The sequence below is a fragment of the Streptomyces sp. genome, from assembly GCF_031181555.1.
GTDB lineage: Bacteria > Actinomycetota > Actinomycetes > Streptomycetales > Streptomycetaceae > Streptomyces > Streptomyces fimbriatus.
Genome location: NZ_JAPSKQ010000012.1, coordinates 32,493 through 51,182 on the forward strand (window position 1 = coordinate 32,493; position 18,690 = coordinate 51,182).

The 18,690-nt window shown below is 73.2% G+C and carries 18 protein-coding genes; 2 read left to right on the plus strand and 16 right to left on the minus strand.

Features of this window, described 5'->3' with window-relative positions:
- The 7 genes from RIM90_RS04730 to RIM90_RS04760 form a co-directional block, all read right to left on the minus strand.
- Positions 1 to 316 (minus strand): insulinase family protein (locus tag RIM90_RS04730; protein WP_309059262.1); only part of this gene is annotated, 316 nt, incomplete at its 3' end.
- A gap of 73 nt (positions 317 to 389) precedes the next feature.
- Complete coding sequence (locus tag RIM90_RS04735) at positions 390 to 542, minus strand: LxmA leader domain family RiPP (RefSeq protein ID WP_309059263.1); 153 nt, start codon at positions 540 to 542, stop codon at positions 390 to 392.
- Positions 543 to 629: 87 nt separating this feature from the next.
- Positions 630 to 1,607: a T3SS effector HopA1 family protein gene (locus tag RIM90_RS04740; RefSeq protein WP_309059264.1), complete on the minus strand. Its 978-nt coding sequence runs from the start codon at positions 1,605 to 1,607 to the stop codon at positions 630 to 632.
- A gap of 1 nt (position 1,608) precedes the next feature.
- Complete coding sequence (gene lxmK, locus RIM90_RS04745; RefSeq protein ID WP_309059265.1) at positions 1,609 to 2,715, minus strand: class V lanthionine synthetase subunit LxmK; 1,107 nt, start codon at positions 2,713 to 2,715, stop codon at positions 1,609 to 1,611.
- A gap of 26 nt (positions 2,716 to 2,741) precedes the next feature.
- A complete protein-coding gene (locus tag RIM90_RS04750; RefSeq protein WP_309059266.1) occupies positions 2,742 to 4,394 on the minus strand; it encodes a DUF6297 family protein in 1,653 nt (550 codons plus the stop codon).
- Complete coding sequence (locus RIM90_RS04755) at positions 4,387 to 5,061, minus strand: ABC transporter ATP-binding protein (RefSeq protein ID WP_309059267.1); 675 nt, start codon at positions 5,059 to 5,061, stop codon at positions 4,387 to 4,389. The genes RIM90_RS04750 and RIM90_RS04755 overlap by 8 nt, the downstream gene beginning before the upstream one ends.
- Positions 5,058 to 5,810 carry a class I SAM-dependent methyltransferase gene (locus RIM90_RS04760; RefSeq protein WP_309059268.1) on the minus strand — a complete coding sequence of 251 codons (753 nt, stop codon included), beginning with the start codon at positions 5,808 to 5,810 and terminating at the stop codon, positions 5,058 to 5,060. The genes RIM90_RS04755 and RIM90_RS04760 overlap by 4 nt, the downstream gene beginning before the upstream one ends.
- Before the next feature lie 466 nt (positions 5,811 to 6,276).
- On the opposite strand from RIM90_RS04760, the gene RIM90_RS04765 reads away from it, so the two are divergent.
- A complete protein-coding gene (locus RIM90_RS04765) occupies positions 6,277 to 6,696 on the plus strand; it encodes a DUF3151 domain-containing protein (protein ID WP_309059269.1) in 420 nt (139 codons plus the stop codon).
- Positions 6,697 to 6,899: 203 nt separating this feature from the next.
- On the opposite strand, the gene fbaA is transcribed toward RIM90_RS04765, so the two are convergent.
- The 7 genes from fbaA to RIM90_RS04800 all read right to left on the minus strand — a co-directional run bounded on the left by fbaA (position 6,900) and on the right by RIM90_RS04800 (position 13,595).
- Entirely contained in the window at positions 6,900 to 7,931 is a 1,032-nt protein-coding gene (gene fbaA, locus RIM90_RS04770) for a class II fructose-bisphosphate aldolase (RefSeq protein ID WP_309059270.1), read from the minus strand.
- A 153-nt stretch (positions 7,932 to 8,084) separates the two neighbouring features.
- Positions 8,085 to 8,633 carry an orotate phosphoribosyltransferase gene (gene pyrE / locus RIM90_RS04775; protein WP_309059271.1) on the minus strand — a complete coding sequence of 183 codons (549 nt, stop codon included), beginning with the start codon at positions 8,631 to 8,633 and terminating at the stop codon, positions 8,085 to 8,087.
- Positions 8,634 to 8,643: 10 nt separating this feature from the next.
- On the minus strand, positions 8,644 to 9,432 hold the full coding sequence (locus tag RIM90_RS04780; protein WP_309059272.1) for an aldose 1-epimerase: 789 nt from the start codon (positions 9,430 to 9,432) through the stop codon (positions 8,644 to 8,646).
- 84 nt (positions 9,433 to 9,516) lie between these two features.
- On the minus strand, positions 9,517 to 10,500 hold the full coding sequence (locus RIM90_RS04785; RefSeq protein WP_309059273.1) for an SRPBCC domain-containing protein: 984 nt from the start codon (positions 10,498 to 10,500) through the stop codon (positions 9,517 to 9,519).
- Positions 10,501 to 10,585: 85 nt separating this feature from the next.
- Positions 10,586 to 12,241 carry a polyamine aminopropyltransferase gene (locus tag RIM90_RS04790; RefSeq protein WP_309059274.1) on the minus strand — a complete coding sequence of 552 codons (1,656 nt, stop codon included), beginning with the start codon at positions 12,239 to 12,241 and terminating at the stop codon, positions 10,586 to 10,588.
- A gap of 147 nt (positions 12,242 to 12,388) precedes the next feature.
- Positions 12,389 to 12,907 carry a DUF2617 family protein gene (locus RIM90_RS04795; RefSeq protein WP_309059275.1) on the minus strand — a complete coding sequence of 173 codons (519 nt, stop codon included), beginning with the start codon at positions 12,905 to 12,907 and terminating at the stop codon, positions 12,389 to 12,391.
- 412 nt (positions 12,908 to 13,319) lie between these two features.
- Complete coding sequence (locus tag RIM90_RS04800) at positions 13,320 to 13,595, minus strand: hypothetical protein (RefSeq protein ID WP_309059276.1); 276 nt, start codon at positions 13,593 to 13,595, stop codon at positions 13,320 to 13,322.
- A gap of 139 nt (positions 13,596 to 13,734) precedes the next feature.
- On the opposite strand from RIM90_RS04800, the gene RIM90_RS04805 reads away from it, so the two are divergent.
- On the plus strand, positions 13,735 to 14,946 hold the full coding sequence (locus RIM90_RS04805) for a pyridoxal phosphate-dependent aminotransferase (protein ID WP_309059277.1): 1,212 nt from the start codon (positions 13,735 to 13,737) through the stop codon (positions 14,944 to 14,946).
- 133 nt (positions 14,947 to 15,079) lie between these two features.
- On the opposite strand, the gene RIM90_RS04810 is transcribed toward RIM90_RS04805, so the two are convergent.
- Complete coding sequence (locus RIM90_RS04810; protein WP_309059278.1) at positions 15,080 to 15,604, minus strand: YbjN domain-containing protein; 525 nt, start codon at positions 15,602 to 15,604, stop codon at positions 15,080 to 15,082.
- Between the two features lie 175 nt (positions 15,605 to 15,779).
- The gene (clpB, locus tag RIM90_RS04815; RefSeq protein ID WP_309059279.1) at positions 15,780 to 18,377 is read right to left on the minus strand and encodes an ATP-dependent chaperone ClpB; all 2,598 of its coding nucleotides are present in this window, start codon (positions 18,375 to 18,377) and stop codon (positions 15,780 to 15,782) included.
- Positions 18,378 to 18,690 lie beyond the last annotated feature (313 nt).

Genomic DNA, 18,690 nt, shown 5'->3' on the forward strand with positions numbered 1-18,690 from the left:
CCAGGAACAGCATTCTTTCAAGCGCGGATTCCGGGGCGCATTGATAATATTCAGTGTAGTCCTGCCGGGTCGACGCATTCACGGATCCGCCGGACCCCTGAATCACGGAGAAGTGCTCCGCCGGGGCGACGCTCGCGCTCCCCTGGAACATGAGGTGCTCGAACAGGTGGGCAAAACCGCTTCGGCCCCGGGGTTCCGAACGGAATCCCACTCCGTAGTGCACGCCGACACAGGCGAGGCCCTCCGGGACGCGCCGGTGGTGGACCACCCGGAGACCGTTCGGCAGGGCATACGCGTGGGGGCGGACATGGGGCATGCGCAGCCTTTCCTGTGGTGCGCCGGTCCGGAACCGCGGCCCCGGACCGGCGCACCGGCGTCGCCGGGCTCGTTCAGCAGCCGAAGATGGCGCTGACGGTGATCGCGCAGCCCTGCGAGGAGGTCACGGTGCTCGTGATGGCGGGGGCCTCCGAGGCGTCGGCGGCGGCCACCTCCTCGGTGCTGGCGTAGGTGGAGTAACCCTCAAAGAGCTCAACGGCATCCATGAATAACACCTTTCAGTGGATTGAATGAGCCATTCACGCGAAATCCCATCCGCGCGAACAAATACTCGCACACACCTTCCGGTGAAATCAACAGATAAAAGGGAGGTCGGGGGAGCTCGAATTGCGAAAGAGCGCGGACGGGTTTATTCCGGATTCGTTCAGCGCTGTGAGGACATGCGCGTGCAGGCGGGAGAGGTCCCCTTCCCGGAGGGAAGCCTCGATGCCCTCGGCGATGGCGAGACTGCGGTGCTGGCCGAAGCTGCTGTTCCTGCGGCCGGGCCGCTTGTCGTCCGGTTCCCAGGCGACCGCCACGCCAGGGGCGAGGGCGCGCGCGAAGGCCGACACCGAGTGACCCACCGCTGTCGCCGGCACGGCTTTCGCGAGGCCGGGCACGGTGTGCCAGGCTCCGGGTCCGAGGTAGACGACCAGGCCGTCACGGCGGGGCAGCAGCCGACGACTGGAGGTGATCTTCGCACGGTAGGGAACGCCGTGCTCCTCCAGGAGGTCGAGGACCGTCCGCCACACCTCGACGGCCGACGAGGGCTCCGCCAGGTGGACGTAGACGCGCAGCAGGGGCCCGGGACCACAGGTTCCCCGCGAACCGTCGACGAGGAAGAACCCGGGCGACAGCCGCGGGCGTGCGGTCGGCAGGCGCAGTGGCACGCGGCCGTCCCCTCCCGGACCCGGCTCCGCGGGGAGCGTCCCCGCGGGCAGTCGGACCCGTACGCCCCCGAGCGACACCACCGGACCGCTCCCCGGCGGCCGGTCGTCCACCGGCCGGGCCGCGACCGGTGTGGTGCTGTGCGGCACGGCCTCGGCCAGCTGCGCCTCCAGGACCATGTCGCGGTGCAGGATGCCGGGCTTGTCGCCGAACGCGTGACCGGCGTGGAAGGTCTCGTACAGAGCGGTGCCCAGCCGCTGCCGCAACCGGCGCGGCCGCTCGGCCCGCACCTCACGGTCACCGAGGCGTACGCCCGTACCGTCCTCGGTCGGGGAGACGGCGGACAGCACCTCCTCGAGCGCCTCGTCCAGCCCGGGGGACGCCGCTGTACCGGATGCCGTCATCTCACCCCTCCAAGCCGATGGTCCTGGCGAACTTCTCGGGTCGCAGCACCGCCGTCCGGCCGATCCCCGCGGCGGCCCGGTTCATCGTGTCCAGACTGGGCTGCTGCTCGGCGGACGCAATCATGCGGTCGATCAGGTGCCAGCCGGCGAACGCGGTCGCCCGGGCCGCCACCTCGCTCCCCACCTGCCCGACCGCCTCCCGGTAGCCGGCCCAGAAGGCGACGTTCCTGCCCCGCAGACGGGCCAGTTCGCTCACTCCCCGGTCGAGGATGTCCTGGTGCGAGAGCTGTTCCCGCTCGGCCGAGGCCTCGGGTATGCCGAGCACGGCCCGGTAGAGCCACTCACCGGCGAAGCTGCCCACGTCCCGGGCCGGGTCGGCGAGACGGAACTCCTCCCAGTCGCACACGTACAGCCGGTTCTCCTGCCACAGCAGCTGGTCGAGCCTCAGGTCGCAGTGCGCCGGGACCGCCGGCACCGTGCTCTCCCGCCTGCGCAACCCGGTCAGCGCGGCACGCAGGTCCGCGTCGTTCTGGAGGAGCCGCCACACGTCGAGCATGGCCCCGCTGGACAGCACGTACGTGGCCAGGGGGATGGCGTCCAGGAACGTCACCGGGGGCAGCATCGGCGGCGAGGTGTCGAGGGGCCGCGGCGCGGCGTCCGCCGACGTGGTGTGAAGACCGCCGATCGCCCTGCCGGTGCGGTACGCCAGGTCGTCGGTGAACTCGTCGTCCGTCGCCAGGCTGTCGCCCGTGACCGCGTCGTCCAGCCACTCGAAGGCGACCAGGAGTTCCTGCTCGTCCGCGCCGAGCAGCCGCGGTGTCCACAGGTCCGGCACCGGGCGGACCGCGGCGAACTCGTCGAAGCCGACGATCCGGGCCCACCGTTGCGGTGCGTCCGGCTTCTGCCGGTCCAGCTGCTTGACGAAGACCTTCGCGCCGCTGCTCGTGGTCCCCGTCACGCTCTGGTTGCTGCCCAGAGGCGTCGCCGTGTCCCGGCCGGTCAGCTCGCCCAGCCCGAGCCGGTCCAGGAACGCGGCCAGTGCCGGAGACCCCCTCAGCTCCCCCGGGCCACGCGCGTCTTCGGCCCTCATGAGGGTGCCCGTCGTCATACCGTTCCCCCTGCCGTCGAGTCGAGTCACCACTGGCGCACGGTCTTGCGCGCCGTCACGCCCACCCACCACGTCATCGCCGCGCCCACGACCGGCGGCCACAACAGTCCCACCGCGTCCGGCGCCGCCCCGCGCGCCGGTCCGTCGACGGCCGCCAGGCACACCAGGGCCACCAGCGGTCCGCGCACCTGCCACAGCAGGGCGGCGAGCGGGCCGGTGTCGCCCAGCGGGGTGAGGGAGCCGATCATCAGGTGCGCCGGTACGGCGCCCCGGTAGGCGCTCACCAGTGCGGCCCCGACGAGCGCGGGCACCGTCACCGGAAGCAGCAGGAGACCGTCCGACCACCAGCCGCCCCACCGGGCCAGCGCCCCGCCGAGCACGAACAGCACCATGAGCGACGCCGCGGGGACCAGCCCGTGGAGACGGGCCAACTGTCCTGCGGACCACGGCACCTGCGCGGCACGCCGGACGTCGTCGGTCTCGATCCGCGCGGGCTCCACCAACTGGGCCGCGGCGAGGTAGGCGGCCGGCAGCGCCATGAGCGTGACCGGAGCCGGCACGTCGTCGAGACACAGCAGGGCCACTGCCGCCGCCGCCCAGAACACGGCCCACGCCGGCCTGCCCGGAGCCCGCAGCAGCGCGGTCGCGTCCCGCCACGGAACGACGAGCCACGGCCGGCGCGGGAACGGAAGCCGGACCACGTGCCGTGCGGTGCGGCGCCGGGTGGCCCGGACCGCCGCACGGGCCTGGCGCAGGTCGAGCGAGTACAGGGACGCCTGCACGCGCAGTGCGGTACCGGCCTGGGTCCGCAGCACCCGTGCCGGGACGTGCGCCACGGAGTCGACCGCGCGCATGCCCACCGCGACCAGCACCAGTGCCGTCAGCAGTCCCCCGGCTCCGGCGGCGAACGCTCCGGTGGCACCCGCCGCGCTCGTCAGCGGCAGCGCGGCCCAGCCCCACGGTCCCGACCAGGGCACCACGGCCTCCGCGAACCACGGACCGTGCGCCAGTGAGACCCCTGCCATCGCCCACAGCGCCGCGACGACGGCTCGCGCCGTCCGGACGACCGGGGAGCGGCGTGCGGGAAGGGACTCGCTGTGGCGCTGGACCAGCACCGCCAGGGCCGTACCGGCCCACCCGACGGCCCCGCCGCTCACCGCCCCGGCACTCGTCATGCTCCACCAGTCGCCCGCGCCGAGCGCGTGGAGCAGGAAGCCGACGACCGCGCCCACCCCCACCGCGATCGACGAGGCCGTCACGGCGGAGACGACGAACCTGGGCATCAGCAGCGCCCGCCGCAGGACGGGCTGGGGGACCAGCCACGTCACCGCGGCCCGCTCCAGCAGCACGGGCCCCTGCCAGCCGCCCCGCGCGGCCAGGAGCAGTACGGCCCCTGCCAGCACGGCGGGGACCAGGGTCGGCAGGGCGGACAGGACGCGGTCGGCCACAGGTCCTTCGAGCCGCCCGTCGGCACCGGCCCGCGCCGCTGCCAGCAGCAGCGGCACACCCCAGATGGCGAACAGCAGCGCTGTGGAGTACAGGGTGTACGCGAGGCTCCGGCGCCGTTCGTCCCGCTCGGCCGCCCGCACGACGCGCAGCCGCGCCAGTACCTCGGCGGTATTGCGTGCGACGGCGTCGCCGTCCGTGCCCGCCGCCGGGCGCACGCGGGAGTCACTCACCGTTCGCACGGTCGGTCCGCTCCGGGGCCAGTCGCCCCTCACCGGTCACGGTGTACGCCGTGTCGGCCACCGCGGCGGCCAGGTTCCGGTCGTGCGTGGCGAGCAGGACCGCGGTGCCCTCCGCCTTCGCGGCCCGCAGGCGCTCGGCGAGTCTTTGCCGGCCGTCCGCGTCGATGCGTTGCTCCGGCTCGTCCAGGATGAGCAGTTCGCACGGGCGGACGAACGCCTGCGCCAGCGCCATCAGCTGGGTCTGCCCGGAGGAGAGCTGGTGGGGGAACGCCTCGGCCCGCCCGTCGAGACGGTGCTCGGCGAGCACGTCGTCGACCGCCTCGGCGGCGGCCGTGCCCAGGCCGTGGGCCAGGGCGACGAGCATGAGGTGCTCGCGGACACTGAGGTCCGGGTAGCCGACCCCGCTGTCCAGGACGGCGGCGACCTTGCTGCGCAGGGTGACGTCGTCCTCGGAGGCGGTGCGGCCCCGGAACGTGACCGTTCCCTCCTTCGGCGTCTCCCGCCCGGCGGCGAGCCGCAGCAGGGTGGACTTGCCCGAGCCGTTCTCGCCGAGCAGGGCGACGCACTCGCCCGCCGCGACCGACAGGTCCACCCCGTCGAGGACGACCCGGTCGTCGTACCCGTGGCGGACACCCGCCAACTGCAGCACGGCGCTCACCGCGCCGCGTCCGCCGCCTCGTAGACCGAGACGTGCCGCTGGCTGCCGGGACCGTACGGCTCGCGCTCCCAGCCCGCGTGGCGCTCCACGAGCCGCAGCCCGGCGCAGCGCGCCATGGCATCGATCTCCGCGGGCCAGGCGTAGCGCAACGCCGTGTGTGCGGTACGGGTCGGGCCGTCGGCCAGCAGCGCGAAGACGAGGATGATCAACTGCTGGGACGGGACCACGTGGCTGCTCTCCAGCATCACGGTCCCCGGCCCGAGGAACCGGGTCGTGGTCCGCTCACCCTCCTGCCGGTGGTACGGGCTCGGGTCGAAGGCCTCGAGGACCACTCGGCCGCCCGGAGCGAGGTGCTCGCGCATCCGGCGGAGGCAGTCGATCTGCTGCTCCTGCTGGGGCAGGGAGAAGAAGGTGTTCAGGGCCATCAGGACGACTTCGTGCCGCCGGCCCGTGGAAGCGGTCAGGAAGTCGCCTTCCACGGCCTTCACCTTCCCGTCCGGATCACGCTCGGCCAGGTCGCCCAGCATGCGTGACGACGAGTCGATGCCGAAGACTTCGAGACCCCGTGCGGAGAGCGGAACGGCGAGGCGCCCGTTGCCCACTCCGAACTCGAGGACGGAGCCCGTCGGCGGGCAGAGGCCCGCGACGAACTCCACCGCCTCGGCCGTGCCGGAAAGCGCGTCCGGGTACATCAAGTCGTAGACGTCTGCCAGCAGGTCGTCGTACGGGTTGCCGATGGCACTGGACATGACTTGTCGTCCCCCCAAGAGGTTGGTCATCGCTGAGTCGCAGCGGCCTCCTGCGGCTTCACGCTAGGCGCGCACCAAGAAATGGATCAAGGAGACATGGCCAACTTGGCGGGATCCGACCCTACGTGGTGCGGTGATCACCGACTGTTCCGGAGGCGGCGCGGGAAGCGTTCGGCCGGAGGCCGCGGCGATCGCCGCGGCGGCCGACGCGCCACCCGCGGAACCGGTGTCCGCGCAGGTCGCGGCGGGGGGACTCGGCCGCTCTCGCGTCACAGCCGGAGGAATCCGCTCTGTTGTTCGAGACATCACCGGACAAAACCCGGACATCCGGCGGAGAGGCGCCCGCGGCGGCTTGAATCGATCGCCCCCGTCGAGGTGGATCGCCCGCCCTCGGCGTCCCGGCCGTCCCCCGCCGCGTCCGCGGCGCTCTCCCGGACGACCCCGCCGCGAGTGGCAGACTGATCCCATGACGACTCACAAGAACCTGCTGGGCGGCCCGGACCCGACGCACCTGCCGGAGAACACGGAGGCGTACCGTCTGCTGGGCGAGGAGTCCGCACCGCCGGCCGAGGTGGTGGCGAAGCACCCCACGTTCTCGCTGGCCTGGGCGATGCTCGCCGACGACGCGTTCGAGGCCGGGCGGGTGGTCGAGTCGTACGCGTACGCCCGCACCGGCTACCACCGGGGACTCGACGCCCTGCGCCGGGCCGGTTGGAAGGGCCACGGCCCCATCCCCTGGAGCCACCGCGCCAACCGCGGCTTCCTGCGCTGCCTCGCCGCCCTCGCCCGCGCCGCCGAGTCCATCGGCGAGAAGGACGAGACGGAGCGGTGCTGGCAGTTCCTCCAGGACAGCAGCGCCGAGGCGTACGCCGAACTGAGGCGGTGACAGCCGCCGCGGCGCGGCCCGTCCGGGCCGGCGGATCGGCGGCGGGTCCCCGGGGAGGACCTCCCGCACCGGTGTGAGCCCGGTCCCGTCCGTCGGCCCGGCCCGGTGCCGGACGGCCGGACATCGGGCATGGGAGAGCACACGGAAGCGCGGGGAGCCCGGCACCCTGGACGGGTGCCGGGCCCTCGTCGCCCGTGAAGGGCCTACTTCAGCCGGGTGCCCGTCGAACGCAGGTTGCGGCAGGCCTCGACGACGCGGGCGGCCATCGACGCCTCGGCCAGCTTGCCCCAGGTGCGCGGGTCGTAGGTCTTCTTGTTGCCGACCTCGCCGTCGACCTTCAGGACGCCGTCGTAGTTGCGGAACATGTGGTCGGCGACCGGACGCGTGAAGGCGTACTGCGTGTCCGTGTCGATGTTCATCTTGACCACGCCGTTCTCCAGCGCGGTCGCGATCTCCTCCTCGGTGGAGCCCGAGCCGCCGTGGAAGACGAAGTCGAACGGCTGGGAGCCGGCCGGCCGGTCGTACTTGGCGGCGACGCCCTCGTTGAGCTCCTTCAGCAGCTCGGGGCGGAGCACGACGTTGCCCGGCTTGTACACGCCGTGGACGTTGCCGAAGGAGGCGGCCAGCAGGTAGCGGCCCTTCTCGCCCAGGCCCAGGGCCTCGGCGGTGCGGACCGCGTCGTCGACCGTGGTGTAGAGGGAGTCGTTGATCTCGTGCGAGACGCCGTCCTCCTCGCCGCCGGTCGGGGTGATCTCGACCTCCAGGATGATCCTGGCGGCGCGGGCGCGCTCCAGCAGCTCCTGGGCGATGGCGAGGTTGTCGGCGAGGGTCTCCGCGGAGCCGTCCCACATGTGGGACTGGAACAGCGGGTTGCGGCCGGCCCTGACGCGCTCCTCGGAGACCGCGAGCAGCGGGCGGACGTACCCGTCGAGCTTGTCCTTCGGGCAGTGGTCCGTGTGCAGGGCGATGTTGACGTCGTACTTCTCGGCGACGATGTGCGCGAACTCGGCCAGGGCGACCGCGCCGGTCACCATGTCCTTGTTGTGCTGGCCGCCCAGGAACTCGGCACCGCCCGTGGAGATCTGGACGATGCCGTCGCTCTCCGCCTCGGCGAAGCCGCGCAGTGCCGCGTGCAGGGTCTGGGACGAGGTGACGTTGATGGCCGGGTAGGCGAACTTTCCTGCCTTCGCCCGGTCCAGCATCTCGTTGTAGACCTCGGGAGTTGCGATGGGCATCTGTCCGCTCCTTGATTGTGCGCGTTGGCGATATGCGTGCTTACGGCCCTGACCTAGACCTTGGCTGCGACGTCATCGTCGGCCCCATCTTTCCAGACTCGGCCGGAACGTCCACGGTGCCGTCCGAGGGCTGGGCGGTCGGCCGCCGGCCGGTCAGTCGAGGCCCAGCTCGTCCTTGGAGTACGCGTACAGGTACGGCACCCCGGCGCCCTCCTGGATCTTCTCGGCGGCGCCGGTGGCCCGGTCGACGATGGTCGCGACGGCCACGACCTCGGCGCCCGCCTCGCGCACGGCCTCGACGGCGGTCAGCGGGGAGCCGCCGGTGGTGGAGGTGTCCTCGACGACCAGCACCCGGCGGCCCTTGATGTCCGGGCCCTCCACGCGGCGCTGCAGGCCGTGCGCCTTGGCGGCCTTGCGGACCACGAAGGCGTCCAGCCTCCGGCCGCGCGCGGCGGCGGCGTGCAGCATGGCGGCGGCCACCGGGTCGGCGCCCATGGTCAGACCGCCGACCGCGTCGAAGTCCAGCCCGTCGGTCAGGTCCAGCAGCACCTGGCCGACCAGCGGGGCGGCCTCGCCGTCGAGGGTGATGCGGCGCAGGTCGACGTAGTAGTCGGCCTCCAGACCGGAGGAGAGGGTCACCTTGCCGTGCACCACGGCCTTGTCCTTGATCTGCTGCAGCAGCGCGCCGCGAACGTCACTCATGCCAGCCAGCTTAAAGGCGGGTCCAGCTCCAGGTGGTGGAGGCCTCCAGCGGTTCCAGGGGGGTCACCAGGCGCGGGTGGGTGTTCAGGCCGTCGGGCGGCCCGGTCTGCGGCTCCACGCACACGGCCTCGCGCTGCTCGTCGTAGACCACGACCCACTCCTCGCGGCTGGTCACCCTCAGCTCCAGCAGACCGGGCCAGGTGAGGGTGACGTCGACGCCGCCGGGCATGCCGAAGCAGTCGTCCCAGGGGCCGGGCTCCGGGTCGATGCGGCGGCCGGTGGGCAGGTGGTCCGCGCCGCGCTCCTCCTGCCAGGCGGGCGTGAAGTCCAGCCGCACGTCCGCGCCGCCGAGGGTGCGGTTGAACCAGGGGTGCCAGCCGATCTGGGCCGGGAAGGACGACTCGTAGGTCTCCACGCTCATGGTCAGCGTCAGGGAGTCCTCGGTGAGCGCGATCTGCTGGGTGACGCGTCCCGGGTAGGGCCACGGCTCGGCGAGGTCGTACGTGATCACGGCCTCGTCGGTGCTCGTGCGGGCGGTGCGCCAGACGGCGTCGCGGGCGGTGCCGTGGATGGCGTGCGGCGGGGCGTTGAGCGGCATGTGGTGGACGGTGGCGCCGTCCCGGAACCGGCCGTCGCGGATCCGTCCGCACCAGGGGACCATCGGGAAGCAGCCGTACCGCTCGCCCTGCCGCAGCAGCTCGACGCCCCCGAGCCGCAGCCCCCCGACCCGGCCGCCGTTGCCCGGCAGCACGGTCGCCTCCGCGTCGCCCGCGGTCAGCGTGATGTCTTCGTTACTCACGTGACGACCCTACTGGGGTGATCAAGGGGGCGTGGGGCCTGTCCGGCCGGACGGCCCGCGTCGCTCGGTGCCGCTCGGTGCCGCTCAGTGCCGTCGGCGCAGCGCCCTGATCGCGACGACGGCCGAGGCCACCGCGAGCGCCGCCGCCGGGGCGGCCCAGCGCAGGGGGCTGCGGGGCGAGACGGTCTGGGGGGCGGGAACGGGGGCGTACCGGCCGCGGGGCGGTGCGTGGTCCACCTCCTCGGCGCTGCGGCCGATCATCGTCCGCCGGGCGTGGGCCGCCTCGGCGACGGAGTCGTCCTCGTCGGCGGGGCCGGGGGAGGGCGGGGGGACCTCCGTGCCGAAGACGGAGGGGAGGTCCGGGGCGGGCTCCTCGGCGGGCCCGGCGGGTCCTGGGAGCCCGGAGGCCTCCGGGGGCTCCGAGGGCTCCGGGGACTCCGAGGGCTCCGGGGATTTCGCGGGTCCGGGCACGGGGGGCGGGACGTCGTCCGCGTCCGGGGTGGTCTCGAAGTCGGTGGTGGCCCGCGGTTCGAAGTCCCCCGCCGCCAGGAGCTCCGGCGACTCGGGGCCGGCGGCCGGGCCGGGTTCCGCCCCGGGGGCCTGCGGGCCGGGAGCCGGCTCCGCCGCCGTGTCCGGCGGTTCCGCCGCCACCGTGCCCAGGTTCTCCGCGAAGCGGTCCAGCAGGCGGGACACCGCCGAGGCCACCGCGTCCGCCGGAAGGTCCGTGATCCGGCCGTCGGCCGTCGCCGTGCCGTCGACGGTGAGGGTGGCGCCGCCCTCCGCGTCCTTCAGGCGCAGCCGCAGCGCCAGCTCCACCGAGCCGGTGCCGCGGGTCTCCGCCACGTCGCCCTCGACGGCGTAGGAGCCGTCGTCCCGCCCGGACACCCGTACGGCGCCCCGGTAGGTGACGGAGTGGCCGCCGACGCGGATCCTCAGCCGGCCGGCGACGGGGTCGGGGGCACCGGCGTCGTGCTGGAGCCCGGGCACCGCCCGGGCGACCCGCGCGGGGTCGTCCAGCACCTCCCTGAGCCGCTCCACCGCAACCGGAACGAACACCTCGTGCTCCATGAGTGCGGAGCCTACCCAGGTGACGCCGGGCTGTACCCCCGTCGGCGCGAAGTCGCGGCGCGTCGGTGCCGGGCGCGGCAGGGGCTCAGCCGGCGTACCGGGGATGCACCAGCGTGGACGGCGGCAGACCGGGCACACGGGTGCGCGCGGCGGCCCGGGCGTCCGCCGCGAGGGAGGCCTCGGTGAGCGTGCGCGGACGCGGCCCGGACGGGTCGAGGCGCAGTCCGGGGTCCGTGCGGGCGGCCAGGACGAAGCCCCAGTCGCGGGGGGCGGGGGCGGTGTCCGCGGGGGCGCGGCCGGGTCCGGCGGCGACGTCGACGAACCGGCCGCGCGTGCGGTACGGGGCGGTGCGGAGACCGGCCGCGCGCAGGGTCGCCTCCACCGTCCAGAAGTCGTGGGGGCGGGACGCCACCGGGCCGCCGTGCACCACGAGCCGCCCGCCGGGTCCCAGGACGCGCCGGGCCAGGCCGTAGAACTCCTGCGAGTACAGCTTGGTGCTCGCGGTGATCCCGGGGTGCGGCAGGTCCGAGACCACCACGTCGTACGCCGCCGGGGGCGCCCCGCGCAGCCAGTCGAAGGCGTCCGCGGTGGTCACGCGCACCCGCGGGTCGTCGAGGGCGTGCGCGTTCAGCGCGGACAGCGCGGGGTCGCGGCGGGCCAGCCGCACCATGTCCGCGTCCAGCTCGACGACGTCGACCCGGTGCACCCCGGGGTGGCGCAGCACCTCGCGGGCGGCCAGTCCGTCACCGCCGCCGAGGACGAGCACGCGGGCGTGCGGCCCGGTCATCGCGGGGTGCACCAGCGCCTCGTGGTACCGCAGTTCGTCCCGGCCGCTGACCCGCAGCCGCCCGTCGAGGTACAGGCCCAGCGGCCGGCCGTCCCGGCCGCCGGTGAGCACGACCTCCTGGACGTCGGTCCGCAGGGCCACGCGCACGTCCGAGCCGTACAGGGCGTGCCGGGCGGCCCGCTCGAAGTCGTCGACGAGGACGGCGGCCGAGGCGAGGACCGCGAGCACGCAGGCGTTGGCGGCCACCAGCAGCAGGCGGGCGCGGCGGGTGAGGTCCTGCCGGAAGAGGCCGAGCACCAGCGCTCCGCCGACGACCGCGTTGACGGCACCGGTGATCAGCGCGCCGGTCAGCTGGCCGAGGAACGGCAGGAGGAGGAAGGGGAAGGCGAGGCCGCCGACGAGCGCGCCGACGTAGTCCGCGGCGAACAGGTCGGCCACCGCACCGCCCGCGTCCTGCCGGCGGATCCGCTGGATCAGCTCCATCAGCAGCGGGACCTCGGCGCCGATCAGCAGCCCGGTGGCGAGGGAGAAGGCGACCAGGAGAACGCGCGGGCCGCTCGCCCAGGGGCCGCCCCAGCCGCCGGTCCAGGCGAAGACGGCGTACAGGGCCATCGCGCTGCACCCGCCGACGAGGGCGAGCACGGCCTCGACGGCGCCGAAACCGGCCGCCGCGTGCCGGCACAGCCGTTTCGCGGCCAGGGAGCCGATGCCCATCGCGAAGACCATCACGGACAGCACGACGGACGCCTGGGTGACCGAGTCGCCCATCAAGTACGTCGCCAGCGCGACGAGTTCGAGCTCGTACACGAGTCCGCAGGCCGCACAGACGAACACGCCCGCGAGGACCAGGAACCGCCCGGTGCCCTGCCGCACGGGCAGCCGCACGGGGCCGCCGCCGGGCCCGTCCCCGGGCTGCGCGGATCCGGGCGGGGCAGGGGCCTGCGGTTCGATCACCCCTGCGACGTTACGTTACGCCTCCGGAACGGATCGTCACCCACACGTGTGGTGTTTGTTTACGTACGTCCGATAGTGGTACGAGCGAGCGGACCGCCTGGGCGCGCCCCCGTGGTCACGCCCCCGCGGGCTCCGCGCGCCGGCCCCTCACAGCGCCGCCCCCACACGCACTCCCACCTTCGTCCGGGTCACCACCAGCTGCCCGTCCTGCGGATAGGCGTGCCAGGTCCGCCAGTGGACCTGGCCCCCGTGACGCTGGGCGAGCATCGCGGTGAACGCGTGCGGGCTGCCGGGGAAGACCCCGGCGAGGCCCTGCGGATGGTCGGAGACCAGCGCGAGCAACTCCTGGGCGCGGCCCGCGAAGGAGCCCGGGGAGAGGACCTCCACCCGGGCGGCGAACTCGTACTCCCAGTCGTCCACCCGCTTGGCCACGCCCAGCGGAAGGGGCGTACTGCTGCCCGGAATGCACGCCACCGTCTCCGAGCACACGCCCCCCTCCTCCTCCACCAGCACCTGGTGCGACGCGCCCAGGAGTCTCAACTGCAGCTTCGCCCCGGCCAGTTCGAGGTCGAGGGTGGCCAGAGCGGGAAGCGGCTCGCGTCCCAGGGCCCAGGCGAGGTCGGCCGCGCGGGTGTCGGTGTAGGCGGTGGTCAGGGTCGTGAGCATGGATCGGCTCCGCAAAGCACGCAAGGAGAGGGAGATGTGGGTCCGCACGCCCCGGTCGCACCGGGGAATCCGGCCCGTCGGCCCGGACGGCCGGCCGGAAGAAGGGTCCGCGGGGAGTCCGAGGACTGCGTCGGTGAGGGAGAGGGAATCATGAACTGGGGTGCCGCCACAGCGTTTTTACCCAACTTCGTGCGCTTTCCATCCCCTAGAGGGCCCCTCAGCTCACCTGTTCAACCCCGGGGTACGCCTCGTGGTGACGGCGGGCGCCCGCGTGCCGCGTCGACCGTCCGCCCGACCGGAACCGGACCGCAGCCCGCCGTCCGCCGATCACGGCGCAGCGGGGCCCGCCCCAGGTGCGGACCCCGCTGCCGCGGATGCGTCATCCCCCGTGGCGGAGGCGGACTGCCCCGTGTCAGCTGCCTCCGCCGCATCCGCCGCCGCCCCCGCAGGACGACCCGCCTCCGCAGGACGAGCCGCCGCCGGACGACGAACCGCAGGACGACCCGGAGCCGCCGCCACTTGCCCACCAGCTGCTGTCGCCGCTGCCGCGGCGGCTCCCGGACGTTCCGGCGCGGACGCCGGTCGCCCGGGTGCGGCCCGCGCCCCTGCGTGCCGAGGCCACGACCAGCACGACGAGCAGTGCGACGAACAGTGTGAAGACCAGAGCCCCGACGATGCCGATGACCATGGCGTCGCCCTCCTTCCCATCCCCCGTGATCCCCCGAAGCAGCCCCCCGTGGGTGCCTCGCTCACGCGTGTGACCGGGAGATGCCCACCGCCCGCGCGGCCCAAAGCAGAGTTGAGGAAGTCCAGAGCTTCGGCGCAGGATGGCCGGCATGACCTCCAGCCCGCGCCCCCTCCTGAACCGCCGGCTCGCCGCGTTCGGGACGACGATCTTCGCCGAGATGTCCGCCCTGGCCCTGCGGACGGGGTCCATCAACCTGGGCCAGGGCTTCCCCGACACCGACGGCCCCGAGGAGGTCAGGGAGGCGGCCGTGCGGGCGCTGCGGGACGGCCGCGGCAACCAGTACCCGCCGGGCCCGGGCGTCCCCGAGCTGCGCGCCGCCGTCGCCGCGCACCAGCAGCGCCGTTACGGCCTGTCCCTCGACCCCGACACGGAGGTCCTGGTCACCGCCGGCGCCACCGAGGCGATCGCCGCCGCCCTGCTCGCCCTGGTGGAGCCCGGCGACGAGGTGGTCGCCCTCGAGCCGTACTACGACTCCTACGCGGCCTGCGTCGCCATGGCGGGCGGCCGGCGCGTCCCGGTCACCCTGCGCCCGCAGGGCGGCCGCTTCCGGCTCGACCTGGACGAACTGCGCGACGCCGTCACCGACCGCACCCGCCTGCTGCTGATCAACACCCCGCACAACCCGACCGGCACCGTCCTCACCCGCGAGGAGCTGACGGCGATCGCCGAGCTGGCCGTGGAGCGCGATCTGCTGGTGGTCACCGACGAGGTGTACGAGCACCTGGTCTTCGACGGCGCCGAGCACGTGCCGCTGGCGACCTTCCCGGGGATGCGGGAGCGGACGGTGACGATCTCGAGCGCCGGCAAGACGTTCTCGTTCACCGGCTGGAAGGTCGGCTGGGTGACGGCCTCACCGGAGCTGGTGACGGCGGTCCGCTCGGCCAAGCAGTACCTGACGTACGTCTCCGCGGGCCCCTTCCAGTACGCGGTCGCCGAGGCGCTCGCGCTGCCCGAGTCGTACTTCACCGGGTTCCGGGACGACCTGCGGGCCAAGCGGGACGTCCTGGTGGCGGGGCTGGAGGAGGCGGGCTTCTCGGTCTACCGGCCCTCCGGCACGTACTTCGTCACCGCCGACATCCGGCCCCTGGGCGAGAGCGACGGCATCGCCTTCTGCCGCGCCCTGCCGGAACGCGCGGGCGTCGTCGCCATCCCCACGGCGGTCTTCTACGACCACCGGGAGGCGGGCGCCCCCTTCGTGCGGTTCGCGTTCTGCAAGCAGCGGCCGGTGCTGCGGGAGGCGGCACGGCGGCTGAAGGGCATGGGGGACGCGAAGGGTGCGGGGGGCCGCTGAGGACGAGCCGAGGGACACCGGGCCGTCGAGCACGAGGAGCCCGGCCCCGGCGGCCGGCCGTCGTGGCCGGTGTCCGGGCCGGGCTCTCCCCGCGGGCGGCGCGTATCCGCCGCCCGCCGCGCTCGGCGACGGCCTACTCGTCGTCGGGCTTGTCCGCCTCGTTGATCTCCTGCTCCAGGCCGAGCTGCTCGACGAGCCACTTGTCGAACTCGATGGCGGCCCGCACCCAGCTGACCGTCGACGAGACGAAGTGCTCCAGGCTGACGCCCATGCCGATCAGCATCTGGGCCTCACCGATGAGACGGACGGTGCCGTCGTCATGGGTGTGGGTGTAGACCTTGGGCCACAGGGTGCGCCGGTTCCAGTCGTCGACGGACTCGAGCAGCTGCGGCTTCTCGTCGATCTGGTGCGGCCGGTCGTAGAACGTCCGCACGGAGAAGATCTGCTGGTCACCCTCCCCGCGGAACATGAAGTAGGTGCGGAACTGCTCCCACGGCGCCGCGAGGTCACCCTCGTCGTCGACGACGTACTTGAGCTCCATCTGGTCGAGGAGCTGCTTCACAAGGTCCTGATCCGGGACGACGGGGCCCGCCGGTCCTTGGGGCTGCGGCTCGGGCTGGCCCCCGAAATTCGGAATCGAGGACGGGTCGATGCTCACCGTGATTTTCCCTTCGTACGGATCCCGCCATCCTCCCCCATGCGGGGAGGGGGGTGGCAAGCCCCGACGGGCCTGTCAGCCCTGGGCTGACACGATCCGGTCAATCTCCGGGTACCCGGCGAAGGGCGGGCCCAACGTCCGCGGGGGACGCCGGGCCCGGGAACGGCTCCGTGACTCAGAGTGACGCGGTGGTCGCCGGTCCCACCAGCAGGCCCCCGTCGAAGCGGTCCACGCGGACCGTGTCGCCGTCCTTGACCTCTCCGGAGAGGATCTCCTTGGCGAGCCGGTCGCCGATGGCGGTCTGGACCAGGCGGCGCAGCGGGCGGGCGCCGTAGGCCGGGTCCAGGCCCTCCTCCGCCAGCCAGGCCAGGGCCTCGTCGGTGATCTCCAGGGTGAGCCGGCGCTCGGCGAGCCGCTTGGCCAGGCTGTCGATCTGGAGCTTCGCGATGCGCTCCAGCTCGGGCCTGGTCAGCGCGGAGAAGACCACCAGGTCGTCGAGGCGGTTGAGGAACTCGGGCTTGAAGGAGGCCCGGACCACCTCCAGCACCTGCTCCTTCTTCTCCGCCTCGCTGGTGATCGGGTCGACCAGGAACTGGCTGCCCAGGTTGGAGGTCAGCACCAGGATGGTGTTGCGGAAGTCGACCGTGCGGCCCTGGCCGTCGGTGAGCCGGCCGTCGTCCAGCACCTGGAGCAGGATGTCGAAGACCTCGGGGTGGGCCTTCTCCACCTCGTCCAGGAGCACCACGCTGTACGGGCGCCGCCGCACCGCCTCGGTGAGCTGGCCGCCCTCCTCGTAGCCGACGTAGCCGGGCGGGGCGCCGACCAGGCGGGCCACGCTGTGCTTCTCGCTGTACTCCGACATGTCGATGCGGACCATGGCCCGCTCGTCGTCGAAGAGGAAGTCGGCGAGCGCCTTGGCGAGTTCGGTCTTGCCGACGCCGGTCGGGCCGAGGAAGAGGAAGGAGCCGGTCGGGCGGTCGGGGTCGGCGATGCCGGCCCGCGAGCGCCGTACGGCGTCGCTCACGGCCCGCACGGCCTCGCTCTGGCCGATCAGCCGCTTGCCGATCTCGTCCTCCATGCGCAGCAGCTTCTGCGTCTCGCCCTCCAGCAGGCGGCCGGCGGGGATGCCGGTCCAGGAGGCGACGACGTCCGCGATGTCGTCGGGGCCGACCTCCTCCTTGACCATGGTGTCCTTGGCGACCTCCTCCTCGGCCTCGGAGGCGGCCTCCAGGTCGCGTTCCAGGGCCGGGATCTCGCCGTAGAGGAGCTTGGAGGCGGTGTCGAAGTCGCCGTCGCGCTGGGCGCGCTCGGCCTGGCCGCGCAGGTCGTCGAGCCTCTCCTTGAGCTCACCGACCCGGTTGAGGGACTGCTTCTCCTTCTCCCAGCGGGCGTTCAGGCCGCGCAGTTCCTCCTCCTTGTCGGCGAGGTCGCGGCGCAGCTTCTCCAGGCGCTCGCGGGAGGCCGCGTCGGTCTCCTTGCTCAGCGCCAGCTCCTCCATCTTCAGCCGGTCGACGGCGCGCTGGAGTTCGTCGATCTCGACGGGCGAGGAGTCGATCTCCATGCGCAGCCGGGAGGCGGCCTCGTCGACCAGGTCGATGGCCTTGTCGGGCAGGAAGCGGGAGGTGATGTACCGGTCGGAGAGGGTGGCGGCGGCGACCAGGGCGCTGTCGGCGATCTGGACCTTGTGGTGGGCCTCGTAGCGGCCCTTGAGTCCGCGCAGGATGGCGATGGAGTCCTCGACGGACGGCTCGGCGACCAGCACCTGCTGGAAGCGCCGCTCCAGCGCCGGGTCCTTCTCGATCCGCTCGCGGTACTCGTCCAGGGTGGTGGCGCCGACCATGCGCAGCTCGCCGCGGGCGAGCATCGGCTTGAGCATGTTGCCGGCGTCCATGGCGGAGTCGCCGCCGGCGCCCGCGCCGACGACCGTGTGCAGCTCGTCGATGAAGGTGATGATCTGCCCGTCGGAGTCCTTGATCTCGGCGAGGACGGTCTTCAGCCGCTCCTCGAACTCGCCGCGGTACTTGGCCCCGGCGACCATCGCGCCCAGGTCGAGCGCGACGAGCCGCTTGTCCTTCAGCGACTCGGGCACGTCGCCCTTGACGATCCGCTGGGCGAGCCCCTCGACGACGGCGGTCTTGCCGACGCCGGGCTCACCGATGAGGACCGGGTTGTTCTTGGTGCGGCGGCTCAGCACCTGCACGACCCGCCGGATCTCCTGGTCCCGTCCGATGACGGGGTCGAGCCTGCCCTCGCGGGCGGCGGCGGTGAAGTCGGTGCCGAACTTCTCCAGGGCCTTGTACTGGCCCTCGGGGTCGGCGGTGGTCACCCGGCGCGCTCCCCTCGTCCTCTGGAAGGCCTCCTGCAGCTTCTTCGCGGTCGCGCCCTGCCGCGCCAGCACCTCACCGGCCGCCCCGCCCTTGGCGGCGATGCCGATGAGGAGGTGTTCGGTGGAGAGGTACTCGTCGCCGAGGTCGCGGGCGCGGGACTGGGCGTCCGCGATGACGGCGAGCAGTTCGCGGTTGGGCTGGGGCGGTGCGACGGTGGACCCGGTCACGCTCGGCAGCCCGGCGAGGACGCGCTCGGCCCCGGAGCGCACGGCCGCCTGGTCGGCGTCGACCGCGGCGAGCAGGTCCGTGATGTTCTCGTTGTCCTGTCCCTGGAGCAGGGCCAGCAGCAGGTGGGCGGGGGTGAGGTCGGGGTGCCCGTCGGTCACGGCCCGGTTGCCGGCGGCGTTGATCGCGTCCCGGCTCCGGTTGGTCAGCTCGGCGTCCACGTGTCCGTTCTCCTCCTTGCGATGACCCTTCAGCGTCCTTCGTGGCTGACTCGGTCAACGTACACAAACTTGAGTCTATTCCACTCAAGGTGGTGAACGGGAGGGCCGGAGCGGATGAGTTCGGGCACGGCCGTCACTTCGCGGCACGGCCACCACGCGGCCCGTGGATCCGGGCACGCCGTGTCCGGCTTCCGGCGCGAGGGACGCCTCCGCACGCCGGCCGGCCTCCGTCCGGGCGGCACTCCGCATCCGGTACCCGCCGGGGTGGCATACGACGCCGGGGCGCCGACGTCCCGGAGTCGGCCCGGGAACG